At 61.7% G+C, this 15,733-nt stretch carries 9 protein-coding genes; 1 reads left to right on the forward strand and 8 read right to left on the reverse strand.

Annotated elements, in window-relative coordinates; translation table 11 throughout:
* Positions 1 to 3: 3 nt before the first annotated feature.
* The 8 genes from JF535_RS02860 to JF535_RS02895 form a co-directional block, all read right to left on the reverse strand.
* The gene (locus tag JF535_RS02860) at positions 4 to 669 is read right to left on the reverse strand and encodes a tetratricopeptide repeat protein (protein ID WP_206998866.1); all 666 of its coding nucleotides are present in this window, start codon (positions 667 to 669) and stop codon (positions 4 to 6) included.
* On the reverse strand, positions 656 to 3,583 hold the full coding sequence (locus tag JF535_RS02865) for a tetratricopeptide repeat protein (RefSeq protein WP_340674109.1): 2,928 nt from the start codon (positions 3,581 to 3,583) through the stop codon (positions 656 to 658). Before JF535_RS02865 ends, JF535_RS02860 begins: the two co-directional genes overlap by 14 nt.
* On the reverse strand, positions 3,580 to 5,646 hold the full coding sequence (locus JF535_RS02870) for a tetratricopeptide repeat protein (protein WP_206998869.1): 2,067 nt from the start codon (positions 5,644 to 5,646) through the stop codon (positions 3,580 to 3,582). Before JF535_RS02870 ends, JF535_RS02865 begins: the two co-directional genes overlap by 4 nt.
* 22 nt (positions 5,647 to 5,668) lie before the next feature.
* Positions 5,669 to 6,208 (reverse strand): AraC family transcriptional regulator, encoded by a 540-nt coding sequence (locus JF535_RS02875; RefSeq protein ID WP_206998871.1) that lies wholly within the window; start codon positions 6,206 to 6,208, stop codon positions 5,669 to 5,671.
* A 109-nt stretch (positions 6,209 to 6,317) separates the two neighbouring features.
* Positions 6,318 to 7,322 carry an FAD:protein FMN transferase gene (locus tag JF535_RS02880; RefSeq protein ID WP_206998873.1) on the reverse strand — a complete coding sequence of 335 codons (1,005 nt, stop codon included), beginning with the start codon at positions 7,320 to 7,322 and terminating at the stop codon, positions 6,318 to 6,320.
* A gap of 29 nt (positions 7,323 to 7,351) precedes the next feature.
* On the reverse strand, positions 7,352 to 8,923 hold the full coding sequence (locus tag JF535_RS02885) for a general secretion pathway protein GspF (RefSeq protein WP_206998875.1): 1,572 nt from the start codon (positions 8,921 to 8,923) through the stop codon (positions 7,352 to 7,354).
* 33 nt (positions 8,924 to 8,956) lie between these two features.
* Positions 8,957 to 11,473, reverse strand: coding sequence for a LamG domain-containing protein (locus JF535_RS02890; RefSeq protein WP_206998877.1), 2,517 nt, complete (start codon positions 11,471 to 11,473; stop codon positions 8,957 to 8,959).
* Positions 11,474 to 11,477: 4 nt separating this feature from the next.
* Positions 11,478 to 12,698 carry a hypothetical protein gene (locus tag JF535_RS02895; RefSeq protein ID WP_242523562.1) on the reverse strand — a complete coding sequence of 407 codons (1,221 nt, stop codon included), beginning with the start codon at positions 12,696 to 12,698 and terminating at the stop codon, positions 11,478 to 11,480.
* A 337-nt stretch (positions 12,699 to 13,035) separates the two neighbouring features.
* Between JF535_RS02895 and JF535_RS02900 the strand changes: the two genes are divergently transcribed.
* Complete coding sequence (locus tag JF535_RS02900) at positions 13,036 to 15,732, forward strand: HzsA-related protein (RefSeq protein WP_206998879.1); 2,697 nt, start codon at positions 13,036 to 13,038, stop codon at positions 15,730 to 15,732.
* Position 15,733: the final 1 nt, after the last annotated feature.

Genomic DNA, 15,733 nt, shown 5'->3' on the forward strand with positions numbered 1-15,733 from the left:
GGGTTACAGTCTCCTCTCCAGGTCCACAATCCAGCCTGCCAGCACGCGATCTTCTTCCGGCTCCAGCGCACGCGCTTCGCGGTAGTGATGCAAGGCCCGTTCCGGTTGATGCAGGTAAAGATCAAAAAGAATCCCCAGGTTGCGATGTGCCGCAGCAAAATCGGGCCAGTGCGCCAGCGCACTTTCATAGGCGACCTGCGCTTCTTCAAAGCGCCCCTGGTCGCGCAGGAATACGCCGAGGGTATTCCAGGCAAAAACGTTGTTTGCATTGGCGGTGGTCGCCTGGTTCAGGCTGGCTTCCGCCGCTTCCAGGTTGTTGAGCTTCAGTTGTACCTTTGCCAGGTTCAGCCAGGCCCCGGACAAACCCGGCCACTGGGTGACCACCTGTTGCAGCTCCGTTTCGGCGGCGGCGTACTGCTGTTGCACAAAGTAGTCGCGCGCCCGGTTGATTCCCTGCTGCGCGCCGGCAGGTACGCTGCCGGCTTCCGCGAGATAAGGGTTGGGGCCGGGTACACGCTTGCCGGATGCGTCGGTGGTCACTGGCGTGTCGCTCGCAGCCGCCGGGTCCGTCGGGGTGCCCGCACAGCCGGCAAGAAGCGCGGCCGCCAGCGCAAAAACTACGAGCAGCGTGTCGCGCTTGTTACCGAAATGTCGATTAGTAAGCCGCATCGCTCCACTCCACTGTGGTTTCCGGTTTGCGATAGCGCGCCGGTAATAGGTTTTCCAAGGACGAGAAACTGTTTTTCACCCAGTCGTCGTACACCCCGTTCGCGGTGCGCTTTACATTTGCTTCGTGCAGTTCGATGGCCTTTTCCTCGAACGGGTAAGCCTGCTCTTCCAGCAGGATTTCATACTGCTCCAGTTCCAGCGGGTTCAGCCCGTTGGGGCGCTGCGAGTCCATCAGGTCGCGGCTGAGCTGGCGATAGATTTCTGCCAGGCGGAAATTGGCGGCGGTGGTGAATTCGGCAATACCGAAATCCAGCACTTTTTTGTAGTCGGAAACGGTCTCTTCCATGGCCTGCTTTTTGCGCTTGAGACTCTGCTTGAGGGGCAGGTTCAGTTTCTGCCGCTCGAAGCGGGCATAGCTTTGTGCGGCCAGCTCATTGCTGGCGTAAGCCGCCAGATAACGACCCCGCGGCGCGGAGACCCGGTTACCGGCGAGGCTGTTGATCCAGAGATTGCGCTCGCGCGGGTTGCCGACCTTTTCATACAGGGACACCAGCTGGAACTGGGCTTCCAGATTCTGCAACGCAGGCTCGCGCCAATCACGGGCGTACTGGCGATAGGCCTCAATGGCGCGGGCGGTGTTGCCGGATTGCTCGAATTGTTCAGCGGCCAGGTAAAGCGAGTCGCGGCGCACGCGCGGGTCCGGGTCGCTGTTGGCCAAGGCCATCAGCTCGTTGGCGGCCGCCTCCGGCATATCCAGCCCTTGATAGATGGCTACGGCCTTGGCGGTCAGTGATGGGGTGAGCTTGTGCTGCGGATAGTGCTGGCGGAAGTCCGCCAGTTCCGCCCGTGCCTGGGGCCAGCGCTGCAGGCGCATCAGCTGGTTGATGGCATCGTACTGCGCCGTGGCGGCGATGGCTGAGCGGCCGCTTGCGCGCACACGCAGCAGCAGCGCAATGGCTTCCTCGGTGGGCGCAACAAATTCCAGGCTGTCTGTGGTCAGGTGCACCTGCTTGAGAATCTGCTCCGCCTGCTTGTAGATCGACGACTGCAGCCGATCGCGGGTATTGACGTACTCCGGGTCACTGGTGGCCATGCCCGCAAGCAGCTGTGCGTAGGCGTTTTCTGCCGCGGAAAAATTATCCGTCTCGAAATGGCTGTGCCCCAGCAGCATCAGGATGTTGCGACGCTGCGCCGGATTGGGTGGCGGTTGCCAGCCAGCGGCCTTTTCTGCGGCGGCAATGGTTTCCGCGTGGCGGTACTGGGCGAACAGGTTCTGGGCCGCCGCCAGTTGTACCGCAAGAGCGCGCTGGTCGCCGGGCCAGGTATCGGCAAAGCGCAGGCTGGTTTCGGTTTTGCGATCGAGCCACAGGCTGGCGAGTTCCGGGTTGCGCTCGGACTTGTGCATTTCCCCCGCCATCAGGATGGCCGCGTAGCCTGCCTCGGTGGCATTGACCGGGGTCTTGCCGGTTTCTTCGGTGAACTCCCAGGCGACCCGGGTATAGGCGTCGAAGGCGCGCGCATGGTCGCCCGCATCGTTGAGGCTTTCCGCCATCAGGAAGGTAAGCGGTGGTGCCTTTTCGTCGCCGGGGAAAGTCTCGATAAATTCTGCGTAGAGCGCGGCCGCGGCGAGGAATGCGCTGCGCGATTCACGCTCGGCGCGTGCTGCGGCCCGTTTGTTGTTCCCGGGGTTGCGCACTTCGTTCCGCAGTGCCTGGGCGCGGGCGTGATCGAAGCGGGCCAGCTCTTCCAGCCAGGGCTTCAGCTGACCGCGCAGCTCGCTGCGCAGGGCGTCGTCGGCGTTCTGCCAGTAGAGGCTGCGAATCCCATAACGGGTAACAAATTCCCGTTTTGCCGGCACCACTTCACTGGGGAAGTTGCCCTGTTGCAGGATCTCCACCGCACGCACATGCATGCCCGGCGCCTCGGGACTTTGCGGGTTCTGTGCGACGAAGGTGAGGAAGGTCTGTGCCCCATCGCGGTAGCGTTCACTCTCTGCGTACCAGTCACCGAGGGCGCGGTACAGCAGGTGCTGATAGCTGCGAGTGTGACGGGTTTCGGCGTCGCCGCTGGCGCCGGTGTCGGTTACGGCGCTGAAGGATTCGATCACCTCGGCACCGCCGAGATAGTTAAACCCGAGCGCCAGTACGCGCAGTGTATCGTCGGCGAGGCGGCGCTCGCCTTTCTGCAGTGCTTGCAGTGGACGCCTTTCCGCCTGGTCTTCCGCCTGGTCTTCCGCCAACAGCAGATCCATCAGCGACAGGAAGGTATTGCTGGCATCCCGGTAGCGCGCGTCCTTGAACTGGCTCCAGCCGAGCATATAGCGCGCATTTTGTGCAAAGGGGGAGTCCCCCTGCGCGAGCACCGCACGGAAGTCACGCTCTGCGGCGCGGTATTTTTTCTGGCTGAAGGCTGCCTCGCCGCGGCGGAACAGGGCCTCGGCGATAAACGGGGACTCTGGCGCGGTCTCGACGATGTTTTCCAGCGCGGCAAGGGAGCCGGACAGGTTGCCGTCGAGGGCGCGGGCGCGGGCCAGTCGGTAGGCTAGGTAATCGTCATCGGCGGAGGTTTGCAGCAGGGCTTCGTAGTGGCGTACGGCTTCACCGTAAGCGACGACCATCTCCGGGTTATCCGCCTGCTGCTGCTCGAGGCGCTCCATTTCCAGATCGGCAAGGCGCAACTGGATCTGGCGACGGGTTTTCGGGTCGCGGTTGGCTGCCAGGGCCTTTTCGTAGCTGTGAATCAATACCGGCAGCGCCACTTTCGGCAGTTCTACCTGCGGTTCCGGTGGCAGGGTAGCAGCTGGCAGGTCTGCCAGTGTAGTGCCTGGATCAAACTGACTGGCGCAGCCGCCCAGGGTAGCGCTGGCACAAATCGCCAGTGTCAGCAGTTTTGTACGCGGCCAGCCTGGCTTCACGATGGCACCTCCGCTGCTTGCGGGATGGTTTCAACCGCGGGCTCAGGGGTTGGCTCGGGAGTGGTCTCCGTTGCGGTCTCAGGTGTGCCCTCAGGCTGTGCCGGGGTGGGCGCCTCGTAAGCACCCTGTATCGTCGCATCCTGAATGCGCGCAATGGCGAGGCGGGTATGCGCCATATATTGCGCGACCCGTTGCGTGGCAGCGCCGAGCGCGTCACGCAGGTCCTGACGAATCTGATTCTGCAGAGCGCTGCTGGCGCGCTCGATGGCACCTTGCTGCTGCGCCAGGCGCTGTCCGGCGTCATCCACGCTGCCGGCCAGCAGGTTGAGCTGTGGTGCCTCGGCGGCGATGCGCGCAACACTGCGTTGGCGGCGCGCGGCCTCGGCCAGTTGCTCTTCCAGTGCAGCGATCGTTTTGCGCGTGTGCCACAGGTTCTGGTGATACTGGTCCGCCGCCTGCCACTGAAGAAGGCCGCGTGCGCGCGCCAGTGTCTGCTGCTGGTAGCGACTGGTTTTGCCCGCCTTGCTCAGGTGCTGGTAGCGCGCTTCGGCCGCGCGCACCATTCCCAGATACTCGGACGCAGCGCTATCGCTGCTGGCAAGCATCGCGAGGCCGTCCTGGTCCGCCTCGATCCGCGCGAGGGAGTTCTTCAGCCGCTGCAGTTGCTGCTCGGCGATCTGTACCTGCTGGTCGTACTGGGCGCTGTTGTGCTGTTGCACGATGTCGGTATGACGCTGCTCGCGCTCATCAATCAGGTTGTGGAATTCCGGTAGCCGCTGCTGCCAGCGCGCGAGCACCCGCGTGAGCTGTTGCAGGTCGCGCAGTTCCGCAAGCTGCAATTGCAGCCGATCGCTTTGCATCATGCGCAGCAGATAACGCTGGTTGTCGCGGATCAATGCGGGGGTTTCCGCATCCTCGAGCCATCCGTAGCGCTGCAGGTTCAGGGTTTCGTTTTCCGGAGGCAGTGGGAACTGCAGGCGATACGAGGCCTGCTCCAGTGCCTTGAGATCGTCGAGTGCCTGCTGGTAGCGCTGTTCCGCATGCAGATAGGACTGCAGGGCAAGTTTCGGGCGTTGCAGCGCCTCATAGCTGTAGGGCAGTGCGAGCAGCGCTTCCTGGACCTGGGGGGACAGCGGGTTGCGGTTGATCAGGTAACCGAGTGCGTCCACCGCCTGCTGATGGTAGCCACCATTGACCGATACCCAGCCGAGGCCGAGGAGCGCATCCGCGGACCAGGGCGTATCCAGGCGTACCCCACGGAACTCCTGTGCGGCACCGGCGTGGTCTCCGGCAAGTGCCAGTGCGTATCCGGCACCGATGCGCGCTTTGTCGCGCAGGATGCGCAGTTCCTCAGCGGCATCCAGGTCCTGTTCGACCAGCGCGGCTGCACGACGATATTCTTCCGCTGCGGCGGGCAATTGTTGTTGCCGCGCCAGCGCGGCGCCAAGGTTGTTGTGCCCGAGTACCCGCTCGGCGAGCGGCAGGTCTGCCATTGCCAGTAGTTGTTGCGCCTGCTCCAGGTTGCCGCCGCGGATGGCCAGGTTCAAAGTCAGGGTGGACTGGTGAATGGCGCCGGACTTGTGCAGCTGTAGCGCAGCGGTATCCCAGTTCTGGTGGCGATAATTCAGTTCCGCCAGCTTGAGCCAGGCAACTTCCCGAAAGCGTGCGATACGTTGCTGGTTGTCGGCATCCGCCGCTTTCTGTAACTGCTTTTCAAACAGTTCCGCCGCCTGTCGCTCCAGGCCGAACGCCAGGCTGATGCCACCGCGAATCAGATCGGCATTGTCTGCGTGATGGGCAATACCGCCGCGCAGGTCCGACACCATGAGGGTGCTCAGGGCATCGAAGGTATTGCCCTGAAAATAGTGGTACAGCGCCGCGCCGTAGCGCATGTCCTGCGCCTGCTGAAATCGTTCACCGGGTTTTTTTGGGGACGGCTGGTTTACCTCACCCAGAGGCTGGGGTGCGACGGCTGCGGGTGTGTCAGCCGCTGCCGGCAATACGGTACCGGCAATCACGGCGGCCAGCGTCAGCGCCAGTGGTGAGAGGGTTATGTTTTTCACCGCGGAAAACCACATAGTGCGCTCAGGGAGCCGGCCACTGCACGACGGTAAATTCCGGCTGCTGCTTGCTGCTCGAATCGGAAATACGCAGTTCGATCACCGCGGGCTCGTCGGTTTTCTTCAGCTCCAGGGTGGCGGCGCGCTTGAATTCCCGCTGTTCCGGTCCGATGCCGGTGAAGTAGGCGGTCACGGTGTGTTCACCGGACTTGAGGTTGCCCTTGAAGAGCGGCTGGATACCGCCGCGGAACAGGGCTTTTTTCTGGTGTTCCGTATACAGGTGGGTTTCCACCAGTTTGTTGTCGATGTGCAGCTTGACGCTATCCAGGTCGAAAAAGTGGCCCACATCCATGGATACGTACACGGCCACCTGGCTCTGGGCGGGGAACAGCAGGTCTTCTTCCAGCACCAGCAGGTCCCGGTTCAGCTTGAGTACTTCCTGCTTCAGGTCTTCGAGATCCGCGCCGGGAAAATCGCTGCTCTGCGCGAACACGCTGCCGGTCAACGTCAGAGTGAATGCCGTCAACAGGGCACGAAAGGATTGGGCGCGACGGGGGGAAAACATGCTGAAGCCTGAGAGTTTGTGAGCGTTAGAATTTATTGTGTAACGGTGTGTACAGTATGCCCTGAGATTATGTCAGGGTGCCGCGTTTCCGGTGTGACCCAGTTGGCAATTACTGCTGCAGTCCGCTGGTAAAGAACATCCGGTGATTCGCATCGATAACGATGGCTTCGAACCCGTCCAGTCCCTCGACCAGTGCCAGGCCTTTTTGCTTGCCGAGCACAAACACGCTGGTAGAGAGCGGGTCTGTATCAAATCCGCGCGGGCCGATGACGCTGACGCTGATCAACTTTTGATTGTCAGATGTATCGCCATCGGGATCGGTTGCCGCGGGCTTGCCGGTGGACGGGTTGAAAATATGGTGCACCCGATGGTCGTCGTCATCGATAAAAAAGCGCTCGTAATCCCCGGAGGTCGAGATGGCCGTATTCTCCAGTGGAATAACCGCGGCATTTTTTGATTTGTCGCGCGGGTGGCGAATGCCGATCAGCCAGGGCTTGCCGCGTTTATCGCCCAGCAGGCGCGCATCGCCGCCGGCACTGACGCTGGCGTGGGTCACGCCAGACTGTTGCAGGATGGCCACCGCGCGATCGACCGCGTAGCCCTTGGCGATACCACCGAGGTCAATCTTGGTGCGCGGGTCAGCGAAAGCCAGTGTGTTCTGTTTGGTATCCAGCTGAAGGTGCTGGTAATTCACCGCCGGTAGCAACTGCTCGGTGGTTGCCTGATTTGCGCGCTCACCCTTGCGGAAATCGTACAGACTGCCCACGGTGGCATAGGTGATATCGAAGGCACCGGCGGTTTTGTCGCTGTACCAAAGCGACTTCTGAATGATCGAGGCCAGCTCGGCAGTAACCGGTACCGGGCCAAGACCGGCGGTGCGGTTGACCCGAGAGAGTTCACTGTCTTCCTTGTAGGGCGAAAGGGCCGCATCAATGCGCCGGAATTCGCCCATCACCGATGCGCTGATTGCTTGCGCCCTGCTGCCGTCCTCATGCCAGAACTGCAGGTGTACCTCGGTGCCCATGATGGACTCTTTGTGGTAGTGCCAGTCGCCGTAGCTGAGCGCGGAACTGAACAGGCTGACCAACAACACAAGGGGGCGCACAAGGTACATCGGAGTTTCTTTTACCGGCTGCTACTGGGTTATCGAATCGGTTCAAATGCCGTCAGGCTGTCCATCAGGCTGGCGTTACCGAGGCCGTGATTGGGGAACAGGCTGGCAAAATTATTTTGCTCGCCGTGCAGCGCCATATAGTTCAGTACCACCGTCTGCACCAGTTGGTTCACGTTGTTGGCGGCGGGGCTGCCGGCGGTCTCGACGTCACCGGAGGGGCGCATATAGCCCAGTTGCTGGTGGCGTGCCTGCTCGTCTGCGGTGCCACCGATGAGCTGCGGTCGCCCGACAGGATTGTAAACCAGAAAGTAAGACGCGGCGGTCTGCTGGTTGTCCCCGGTCCATACACCCTTGCCGCGCCCCTCGACAGAGTCGTCGACCATACCGTTGCTGAATACCGAGCCGTCGCTGAATACATACACCATCAGTGGCTGGCCGACGCGCGCGGCGTATTCCAGGCAGGCGCCGATGCAGCGGCCGGCGCGCAGGTCGCGGATTTCGCCAGTGGCGCGGTCACCGGTGTGGTAGTCGTAGCCGCCCATGGTGATGGTGCCGGCACCGGCGTAGCCGTTGATCACCAGCTTCATGGTGGAGGCCGCCTTGCGGAACTCGCGATCGTTTTCAAACTCTGCGGTGGAGAAAATGCCATTGGGGCCGACGATATCCGGGTCCAGCGCCGGATCCAGCGCGGTGGGGTTGCCGAAGCGGTCGGCGAGATCGGCACTTTTCATGTAACCGCACTTCACCAGATCCTTGATCACCGCATCATTGCTGACGCGGGTGTTGACCTTGCCCAGCTTGGCACTGGAAATCCGGTACATGGATTCCATGACCTGAACCGTATCTTCCTGGTTGAGCAGTCCCACCAGATCGCCCACATCCACCAGACCGGTCACGTCACTTGGGCGGTCCACCTTGGTGGGGCGCACTTCCGCGTTGATCAGGTCGGCGGGGGCCATGGAATTGCCGCCGGATTCACTGGTTTGCGAACCGATCAGCGCCAGCAGCGAGCCGTTGGCGCCGGCGCGGTTGATGCCGTACATGGGGTTGTGCGGGTTGTTGCCGGTATCGTTTTCCGAGCGCGCCGGAATCACTGCGCCGTTGATGGCGGCGCGGTTGCCGATGGCTACCTTGTTGAGAATGCCGCGCAGCATCTGGCTGTCACTGTGGAAGGCAAGCCCCAGCTCGTTGTTGACGAAACTGTTGCCCATCGCGTCCGTGAGTGAAGGGACCATATCGCCGGGCAGACCCTGTTTGCTGTAGCCGGCGGTGCTGAGGAAATCCAGCTGTCCGCCCTGTTTGCCGACCAGTACGTTGGAACCCGCAATATTGGCGCCGCCGGCCAGGTCGAAACAGATAAACGGAATCTTGCCTGCGCCGAATTTACTCACACCACACAACTCGCGCATGGCTTCCAGGTCAGGCGACAGCTCGGCCTGGGCCATGCGCGGATTGGCAAACAGGCTGAAAATGGAACCGCCGAGGACCGTCGCCATGCCCGCGCGAAAGCCCTGCCCGAGAAAATCCCGCCGGCTGACCGGGCGGTGATGATCCGGGTGGCGCAGAGGCTGATCCAGTTCGAAATATTTCTTTTTGCTCATTGTTTCCATTCCCCGGTGCAAAAGCGCCGGTTATCAGTGAATCAGAATCATCGCGCTGCCCATGGCTGCGGCGCAGGTGGCGGTAACGGTGTTGACCGTGGTGGCGGGCTTGCTGCAGTCGCCCCGCGTGCAGACCGATGCCTTGTCGATCAGTGTGCTCAACTCGTCGCGCACGATACTGGCGTCGGGTGCGCTGTCGAGCTGCTCGCCATGGCCGATGATTGCCGGCCAGTCGATGGGGCGGCCGAGCAAGCTGTCGAGCAACGGATTGATGATCTGATCGCGCTTGGCTTCAGTATCAAACGCCTGGTTCACGCCTGCGCTGAAATCAAAACCCGGGAAAAATTCAGCCCTGGCCACTTCGTCATTGGCCAGGGTGTTGCAGTATTTCACCGCCAGCTGGGTAATGCCCATTTGCTGGGCCGCGAGGAAGCCGCGCACGTCCGCTTCTACCGGCAGCTGCTGTTTGATCTTCTCCCAGGTATCGGCCACTGCCGGGTGTGAGCGGGGCACACCGGTGGCGGCCGACAGTGCCGCGTTGATCTGCTCGAAACGGCGTATGCCGATGCGCGGTTGCGGGGTCAGGTCCGCCGGCGCGGCAGGAGCTGCGGGGGTGGCTTCCACGCGCACGAATTCTTCGTTGCCGAGACGCTCGAAGGTCAGGAAGAATTCGTCGGAAGTCGGGCCTTTTTCCAGAGTGATAATGGTGCCCAGCGGGGAGAGCTTCTGGCCACTTTCCGGGTCGTACTCGCTGGCTGTCACCGTGGTATCGAGGTTGGCCCAGGCCTGGCCCACCACCGCCTCGCGGCCGTTGATGCCGATACGCATGCCCTGGATGATCACGCCATCCGGAGTCACGCCGTCTTCGAGGGTGATGAACTTGGGCTCGCTGAACAGGTAGCCGTGGTTGTCATACTGCTGCACCTCGAACATCACGTAGCCCTGGGGTACACCGGTCTGCGCTTCCACTTTGAACAGCAACAGGAATTTTTCCCCGACACCGGCTTCGTAGTTGGTGAGGATGTCGTCCTGGGTGAGTGCGCGGGAGTGGATTGCCAGCAGTCGCACCGACCCCTGCCACACATTATCACCGGAGACTTCGCTGCCCACCGCCAGGGCAAAAGAGTCATCCCAGGTCGACAGCAGGCCCGCCGCGACCGGATCCTGGTCATCGGTGAATACGCCGTTGACGTACAGGCGGCGCCCGTTGATCGGGTCGAAGGTGGCAACCACATGCTGCAGGGTCGCCTGGGCGCGCTCTGCCATATCGTCAGTAATCAGCGCCGGCATGCCATTGGCGTCGGTGCTGGCATCGTTGCGGTTCTGGAAGGTGTAGTTGTACATCGCCTGGCCGAGGGTAAAGTTGCGGGTGTCGTTATTACCGGAGTAAGTCACGATCCGCGCCGGACCTTCCTGCACCACATTGGCCGGTGCCACCCAGGCTTCAATGGAGTACTCGCCGGTACCGGTCAGGGTATCGAACAGACGTTTGCTGGTGGCGGTGGCCGCCTGCGCCTTGCCGCCATTGAGCTGAATGCCCCAGGAGCCCAGCCATTCCACATTGCCCGACAGGTTGAGGTCGATGGCCGGATTGATACCAGAGGTGTCGTAGGCAATGGTGCCGCTGCCGGACTTGAATTCGTACAGGGCAATGGCGTTATTTTCGATGCGCCCGCCGCCGCTGGCCACTACACCGTCGGTGAGGTACAGCGCCTTGCTGATTACCCAGTTCGGGTCCACCTCGGTAAGCGTGATGCCGTCGGCAAAGTTGCGGATCGCCGCTGCCATGGTGTCGGCGTCCTGGGTGCAGTTGCTCCAGCAGTTGTGGAAGTCGTTGCCGAGGCGCACCACAAAGCGCGAGTTTTCCGGAGTGTCCAGATCCATCCGCGCCTTTGCCGCCTCGTAGGCCTGATCGATGTCGCTACTGGCGAAATAGGGCTGCTGGGCGGTGTCTGCGTCTTCGCTGTGGCAGCTCGCACAGTATTCTTCCAGCAGCGGGTACACGGTGGTGGCAAAGTTACCGCTGGACGCGGGGAAGCTTTTGCTGGCGCCCACGTCCCGTTCGGTGGGAGGCGTCAGGGTAATGGTGCTGGCTACCGAGCCCGCGGCTGCGGCCCACTCCTGGATGTAATTGGTAATGATCTCACCACAGGCGCTGGCATTGGCCAGCCAGCAGTTGTGGCCGCTGGCGACTTTGGTGACCAGGCGGGAATCTTCCGGGCTGCCCAGGTTGACCAGGTCGCGGCCTTCGCCGTGCGCGAGGTTGATATCGTCGCTGCGCACAAAGCGCGGACTCTGGTTGCCTTCGATATGGCAGCTGCCGCAGCGATTTTCCGCCGCCAGGTTGTCCCAGATATAACGCTTGTAGTTCTGTACGTCTTCGCTTTCCGGGGCCGGCCCGCTGTAGCTGGTATCGCCGGAATCCGGATTGGTATTGGGCAGGTCTTCCGTGGACTGGCCGCTGCCACCAGAGCAGGCCGCCAGCAGTACGGAAGCGAACAGGGTGGAGAGCAGTGCGGTATGTTGCCAGCGTGTATTTGTCTGTTTCATGGTGTTATTCCCCCGCGCAGTAAACTGCGGCATCCGCGTAGACCTGCTTCAACTGGTAACCGTTGCCGGTAAAGCTGTTGGTCATGCTGGCGACGCGATTGCGGTCGGTGCTGTCTTCCGGCGAGCGCAGGCACACCTGTTCGAATACCTTGGTGACCTGGCACTGGGCGAAGGCCTCGCTGTTGGCCAGTTCACGGCCCATGGATTTTGCGCCGTAGCCGGAGCCCGGCAGTTCGCCGCTCCAGCCCAGGTGCATGTTCGGGCCCTCGCGCCAGTAGTTGTCCCACTTGTCATCGGGAATGACGTAGCCGTAGGGGAAGGTGGCGCTGTTGATGTGATTCTTGGCCTGCACGCGGGTGCCGGTTACCGGGTCGCTATCGCCGCTGCGGTTGTAGTCCAGCTGGCCATTTTCGCCGGTGGGGTCGTTCTCTACGTCGTACTCGAAGTTGTAATAGGCAAACGCCTGGGCCATCGGGTCCATGCCGCTGTGGCAACCCACACAGTTATTCTGGAACACGCGGCTGTCACCGCCCGGGCTGCGGCTGACATCCTGTCGGATGCGATCCGGTGGCCGTGAGGTGTCGTGCACCTGCTCCAGATCGCGGCACAGATGGTTCATTAATGTGAAGCGGAACATGGCGCGGTTGGTGCCGGCATAAAAGAACGCCTTAGCGCCGCCGCGGGTGGTCATCACGCCGGCGGTTGCTTCGCTGGGAAGGCCGGTGACCGCAGACTGGGCGCGTCGCTCGAGCGCTACCTGCAATGGGTAGTCGCTGCGCTCCAGTGCTTCATAGTGGTTGTTGTTACTGTTGCTGTAGCTGGGCAGGTCCAGACCGGAGGCGCCGGTGTAAATGATGTCGCCCGAGAGAATTTCCCGGAAATCCACATCGTCGCGCACCATACCGATCACCGTTGCGGTGTAATCGTTGAGCGGTGCGAAGTTGTCGCCGTCACGATTGGTCCAGGGTGTTGCCAGGTTTTTCAGGGTGACGTCGTAGAAGGCGTCGTGCTGCATGGCCATTTCGGCCGCAGCGCTGGCGTTGCCATTGGCGATTGCTTCGGCCATTTGCTTGAGTACATCGACACTGGGCTTCACGCCGGTAATCCGGCTGTGCATTCGGGCAGCCTGCTCTTCCGGCCCGGCAAATGCGGGTACAGACAGTGAGACAGTGACGCAGGTGGTCGCCGCGAGCAACAGGCGCGCAGCGGACGATTTTATTTTCATGGGCGGGTACGCGTTGGGTTCTCGTCGCGCAATGGGGAAGAAACTCCGCGCTGCGCGTTTTATGGTGCCTATAGACCGATCATCGATACTAAAGAAAGCGGCATGATTCGCCAGCGGCAATAAGATAAAGCGAGGACTGGTTGGCAAAAACCTTGTGCGCAGCTTGAGGGTGTGCGGAGCAACCGCGAAAATCAGAGCATAATACGACGGCAAATTTGCCGGACACAGATTCAGTCAATCCGCCGCGATCACAGTGAGTGAGTACTTTCTTCACGAAGAACGCTGTAGCAATGCGGGCGAGTGGTCGCGCGGAGGCAACTGAGATGAGGATCTTCCCTTGAATAAATTTTGTACGCTGGCGGCGACTGCTGGCGGGCTGTTGTCGCTGCTTTTGCTTGCCGGTTGCTCGGCGGGCAGCGGTGAAGGTTCCAGTCTCGGTGGGGGTGAGCAGGCGGAAGACCCGGTGGTGGTGGATTACCCGGTTGTCTATGTGCGCCGCAACCTGAACCGCGACGAAAACGAGATGCTGGTGGTGGACGACCTCTACGCACCGTCGGCGTTTAACCCCGGCGCGGAACTGGTGCTGCGCGATCGCGCCACCGCCACCGCCCCCGAGCGGGTATTGACGGAAGGCCTGTTTGTCCGTGATGAAGCGGCGGGCATTCTCTTTGAGGGCGGCTACGATGTAAAAGACCTTGCCGTCTCCGCGGATGGCACGCAGCTGGCATTCGCCATGCGCGCCCCCAATATTGAGGGCCTTGATGACGACGAGCAGCCCAGCTGGAATATCTGGCTGTACGAATTCGAGTCTGCCGAACTGAAGCGTGTCATCGCATCCGACCTGCTTGCCGAGGAGGGTGACGATATTGCCCCGGCATTCCTGCCGGATGGTCGCATCGCATTCACCTCCACTCGCCAGCGTCGCTCCCGCGCGCTGTTGCTCGACGATAACAAGCCCCAGTTTTCCGCCCTCGCCGAAGACCTGCAGGAACCCGCGTTCGTGCTGCATGTGATGGAAGCGGATGGCAGCGCTATCCAGCAGATTTCCTACAACCAGAGCCACGACCTCTCGCCCACGGTGCTGTTCAACGGTCGTATCCTGTTTACCCGCTGGGACAACATGGGCGGTGTTGATCGTCTGAGCCTGTATACCGTCAAGCCGGATGGTAGCGACCTGCAGTTCCACTACGGCTACCACAGCCAGGCAACGGGCACTGGTGCCGGCACCGATCCGGTACCCGCCGCTTTCGCCAGGCCGCAGCAGATGCCGGACGGTCGCATACTCGTCACCCTGCGTGCCCCCGAGGGCATCACCTACGGTGGCGACATGGTGGTGATCGATGCAGAGAATTTCACCGAAGCTTACAGCGAGCCGGAGCAGCAGGGTGTCCTGCAGGGGCAGGAATCGCTGTCGGTCGAGCAGGTGATTATCGACGGCGGGCTGTCGCCCCATGGCCTGTTCGCCAATGCGTGGGCGTTTCACGATGGCACCAGCCGCCTGCTGGTGAGCTGGAGTGAATGCCGCGTAATCGACCCGGCAACCGAGCTGCCGCAACCCTGCACCGATGAGTGGCTGGCGACCCCGGACATTGTGCCCGCCGACCCACTGTACGGCCTGTGGATCTACGATTACGTCGAAGGCACCCAGCGCCCGATCATCCAGCCGGTCGAGGGCGAGATGATCAGCGAGGCGGTCACCGCCGACACCCGCCCGGTGCCGGAATTTATCCCGCAACCCATCCCCGGAATCGATATCGACCGCGACCTGTTTGATGAGGGCATGGCGGTGCTGGATATTCGCAGCGTGTACGACTTCGATGGCACCGCGGCCCTGGATATTGCCGCCCTGGCAGACCCGCTGCGGACCACCGCCGCCGAGCGCCCCGCGCGATTTTTGCGGGTGGTGAAAGCGGTGGGCATTCCCGATGCGGATATCCGTGATTTTGACCGCTCCGCCTTCGGCCGCAACCGCTCGCAATTGATGCGGGAAATCATTGGTTATACCCCGATCCAGCCGGACGGCTCCGTGCGAGTCAAAGTGCCGGCGGACATGCCCCTGGCTATTTCCGTGGTGGATGCCAATGGTCGTCGCATTGTCGGCCGCCACCGCAACTGGCTGCAGTTCCGCGCCGGTGAAGTGCGCAACTGCCAGGGGTGCCACAGTCGCGACAGTGAAGTGCCACACGGACGTACCGATAAAGAACCTGAATCCGCATGGGCCGGTGCGCCCACCAGTGCGGCCCCGTTTGCCAATACCGAGCCGGCACTGCAGGCGCAAATGGGGGAAACCATGGCGCAAGTGCTGGCGCGCGTGGCCGGACACCCGGCACTGGAAGGGGATCTCCTGTTCACGGATTTCTGGACAGATCCGGCCCTGCGGGCAAAAGACCCGGCCACCGCCCTGCGTATCAGCGATTTGCCCGTACCGGAAATGGCGCCCACCAGTCTCGCTTGCCAGAGCGAGTGGACCAGTACCTGCCGCACCGTGATCCACTACCAGGCCCACATCCAGCCGATCTGGGATTTGCCGCGCCAGGTCACCGACGTTGACGGTACGGTACTCGAAGATCACACCTGCACGGCCTGTCACACCAACCGCGACGCGGCCGGCATGACCCAGGTGCCCCCCGGCCAGCTGGACCTGCGCGGCGACCAGTCCGGTGTGAACAACAATTTCAGCACCTCATATGTAGAGTTGCTGTTCGATAACCCGACCCAGGAGCTGCGCGACGGGGCGGTGCAGGATGTGCTGGTGCAGGACACCGACGACGATGGCAACCCATTGTTTGAAACCGATGAAAACGGGGAGCTGATTCTGGATGCCGATGGCAACCCGATTCCTGTTATGGTTACCGTCAATATTCAGCGCATCATGAACACCAATGGGGCCAACGCCAGCCGTTTCTTCAGTATCTTTGAGGCGGGCGGATTCCACGAGGGTGCGCTGTCCGCGGCAGAATTGCGTTTGATTTCAGAATGGCTGGATATCGGTGCGCAGTATTACAACAACCCCTTTGAAGCACCGGTCGACTAGA

It is taken from the genome of Microbulbifer salipaludis, assembly GCF_017303155.1.
Taxonomy (GTDB): domain Bacteria; phylum Pseudomonadota; class Gammaproteobacteria; order Pseudomonadales; family Cellvibrionaceae; genus Microbulbifer; species Microbulbifer salipaludis.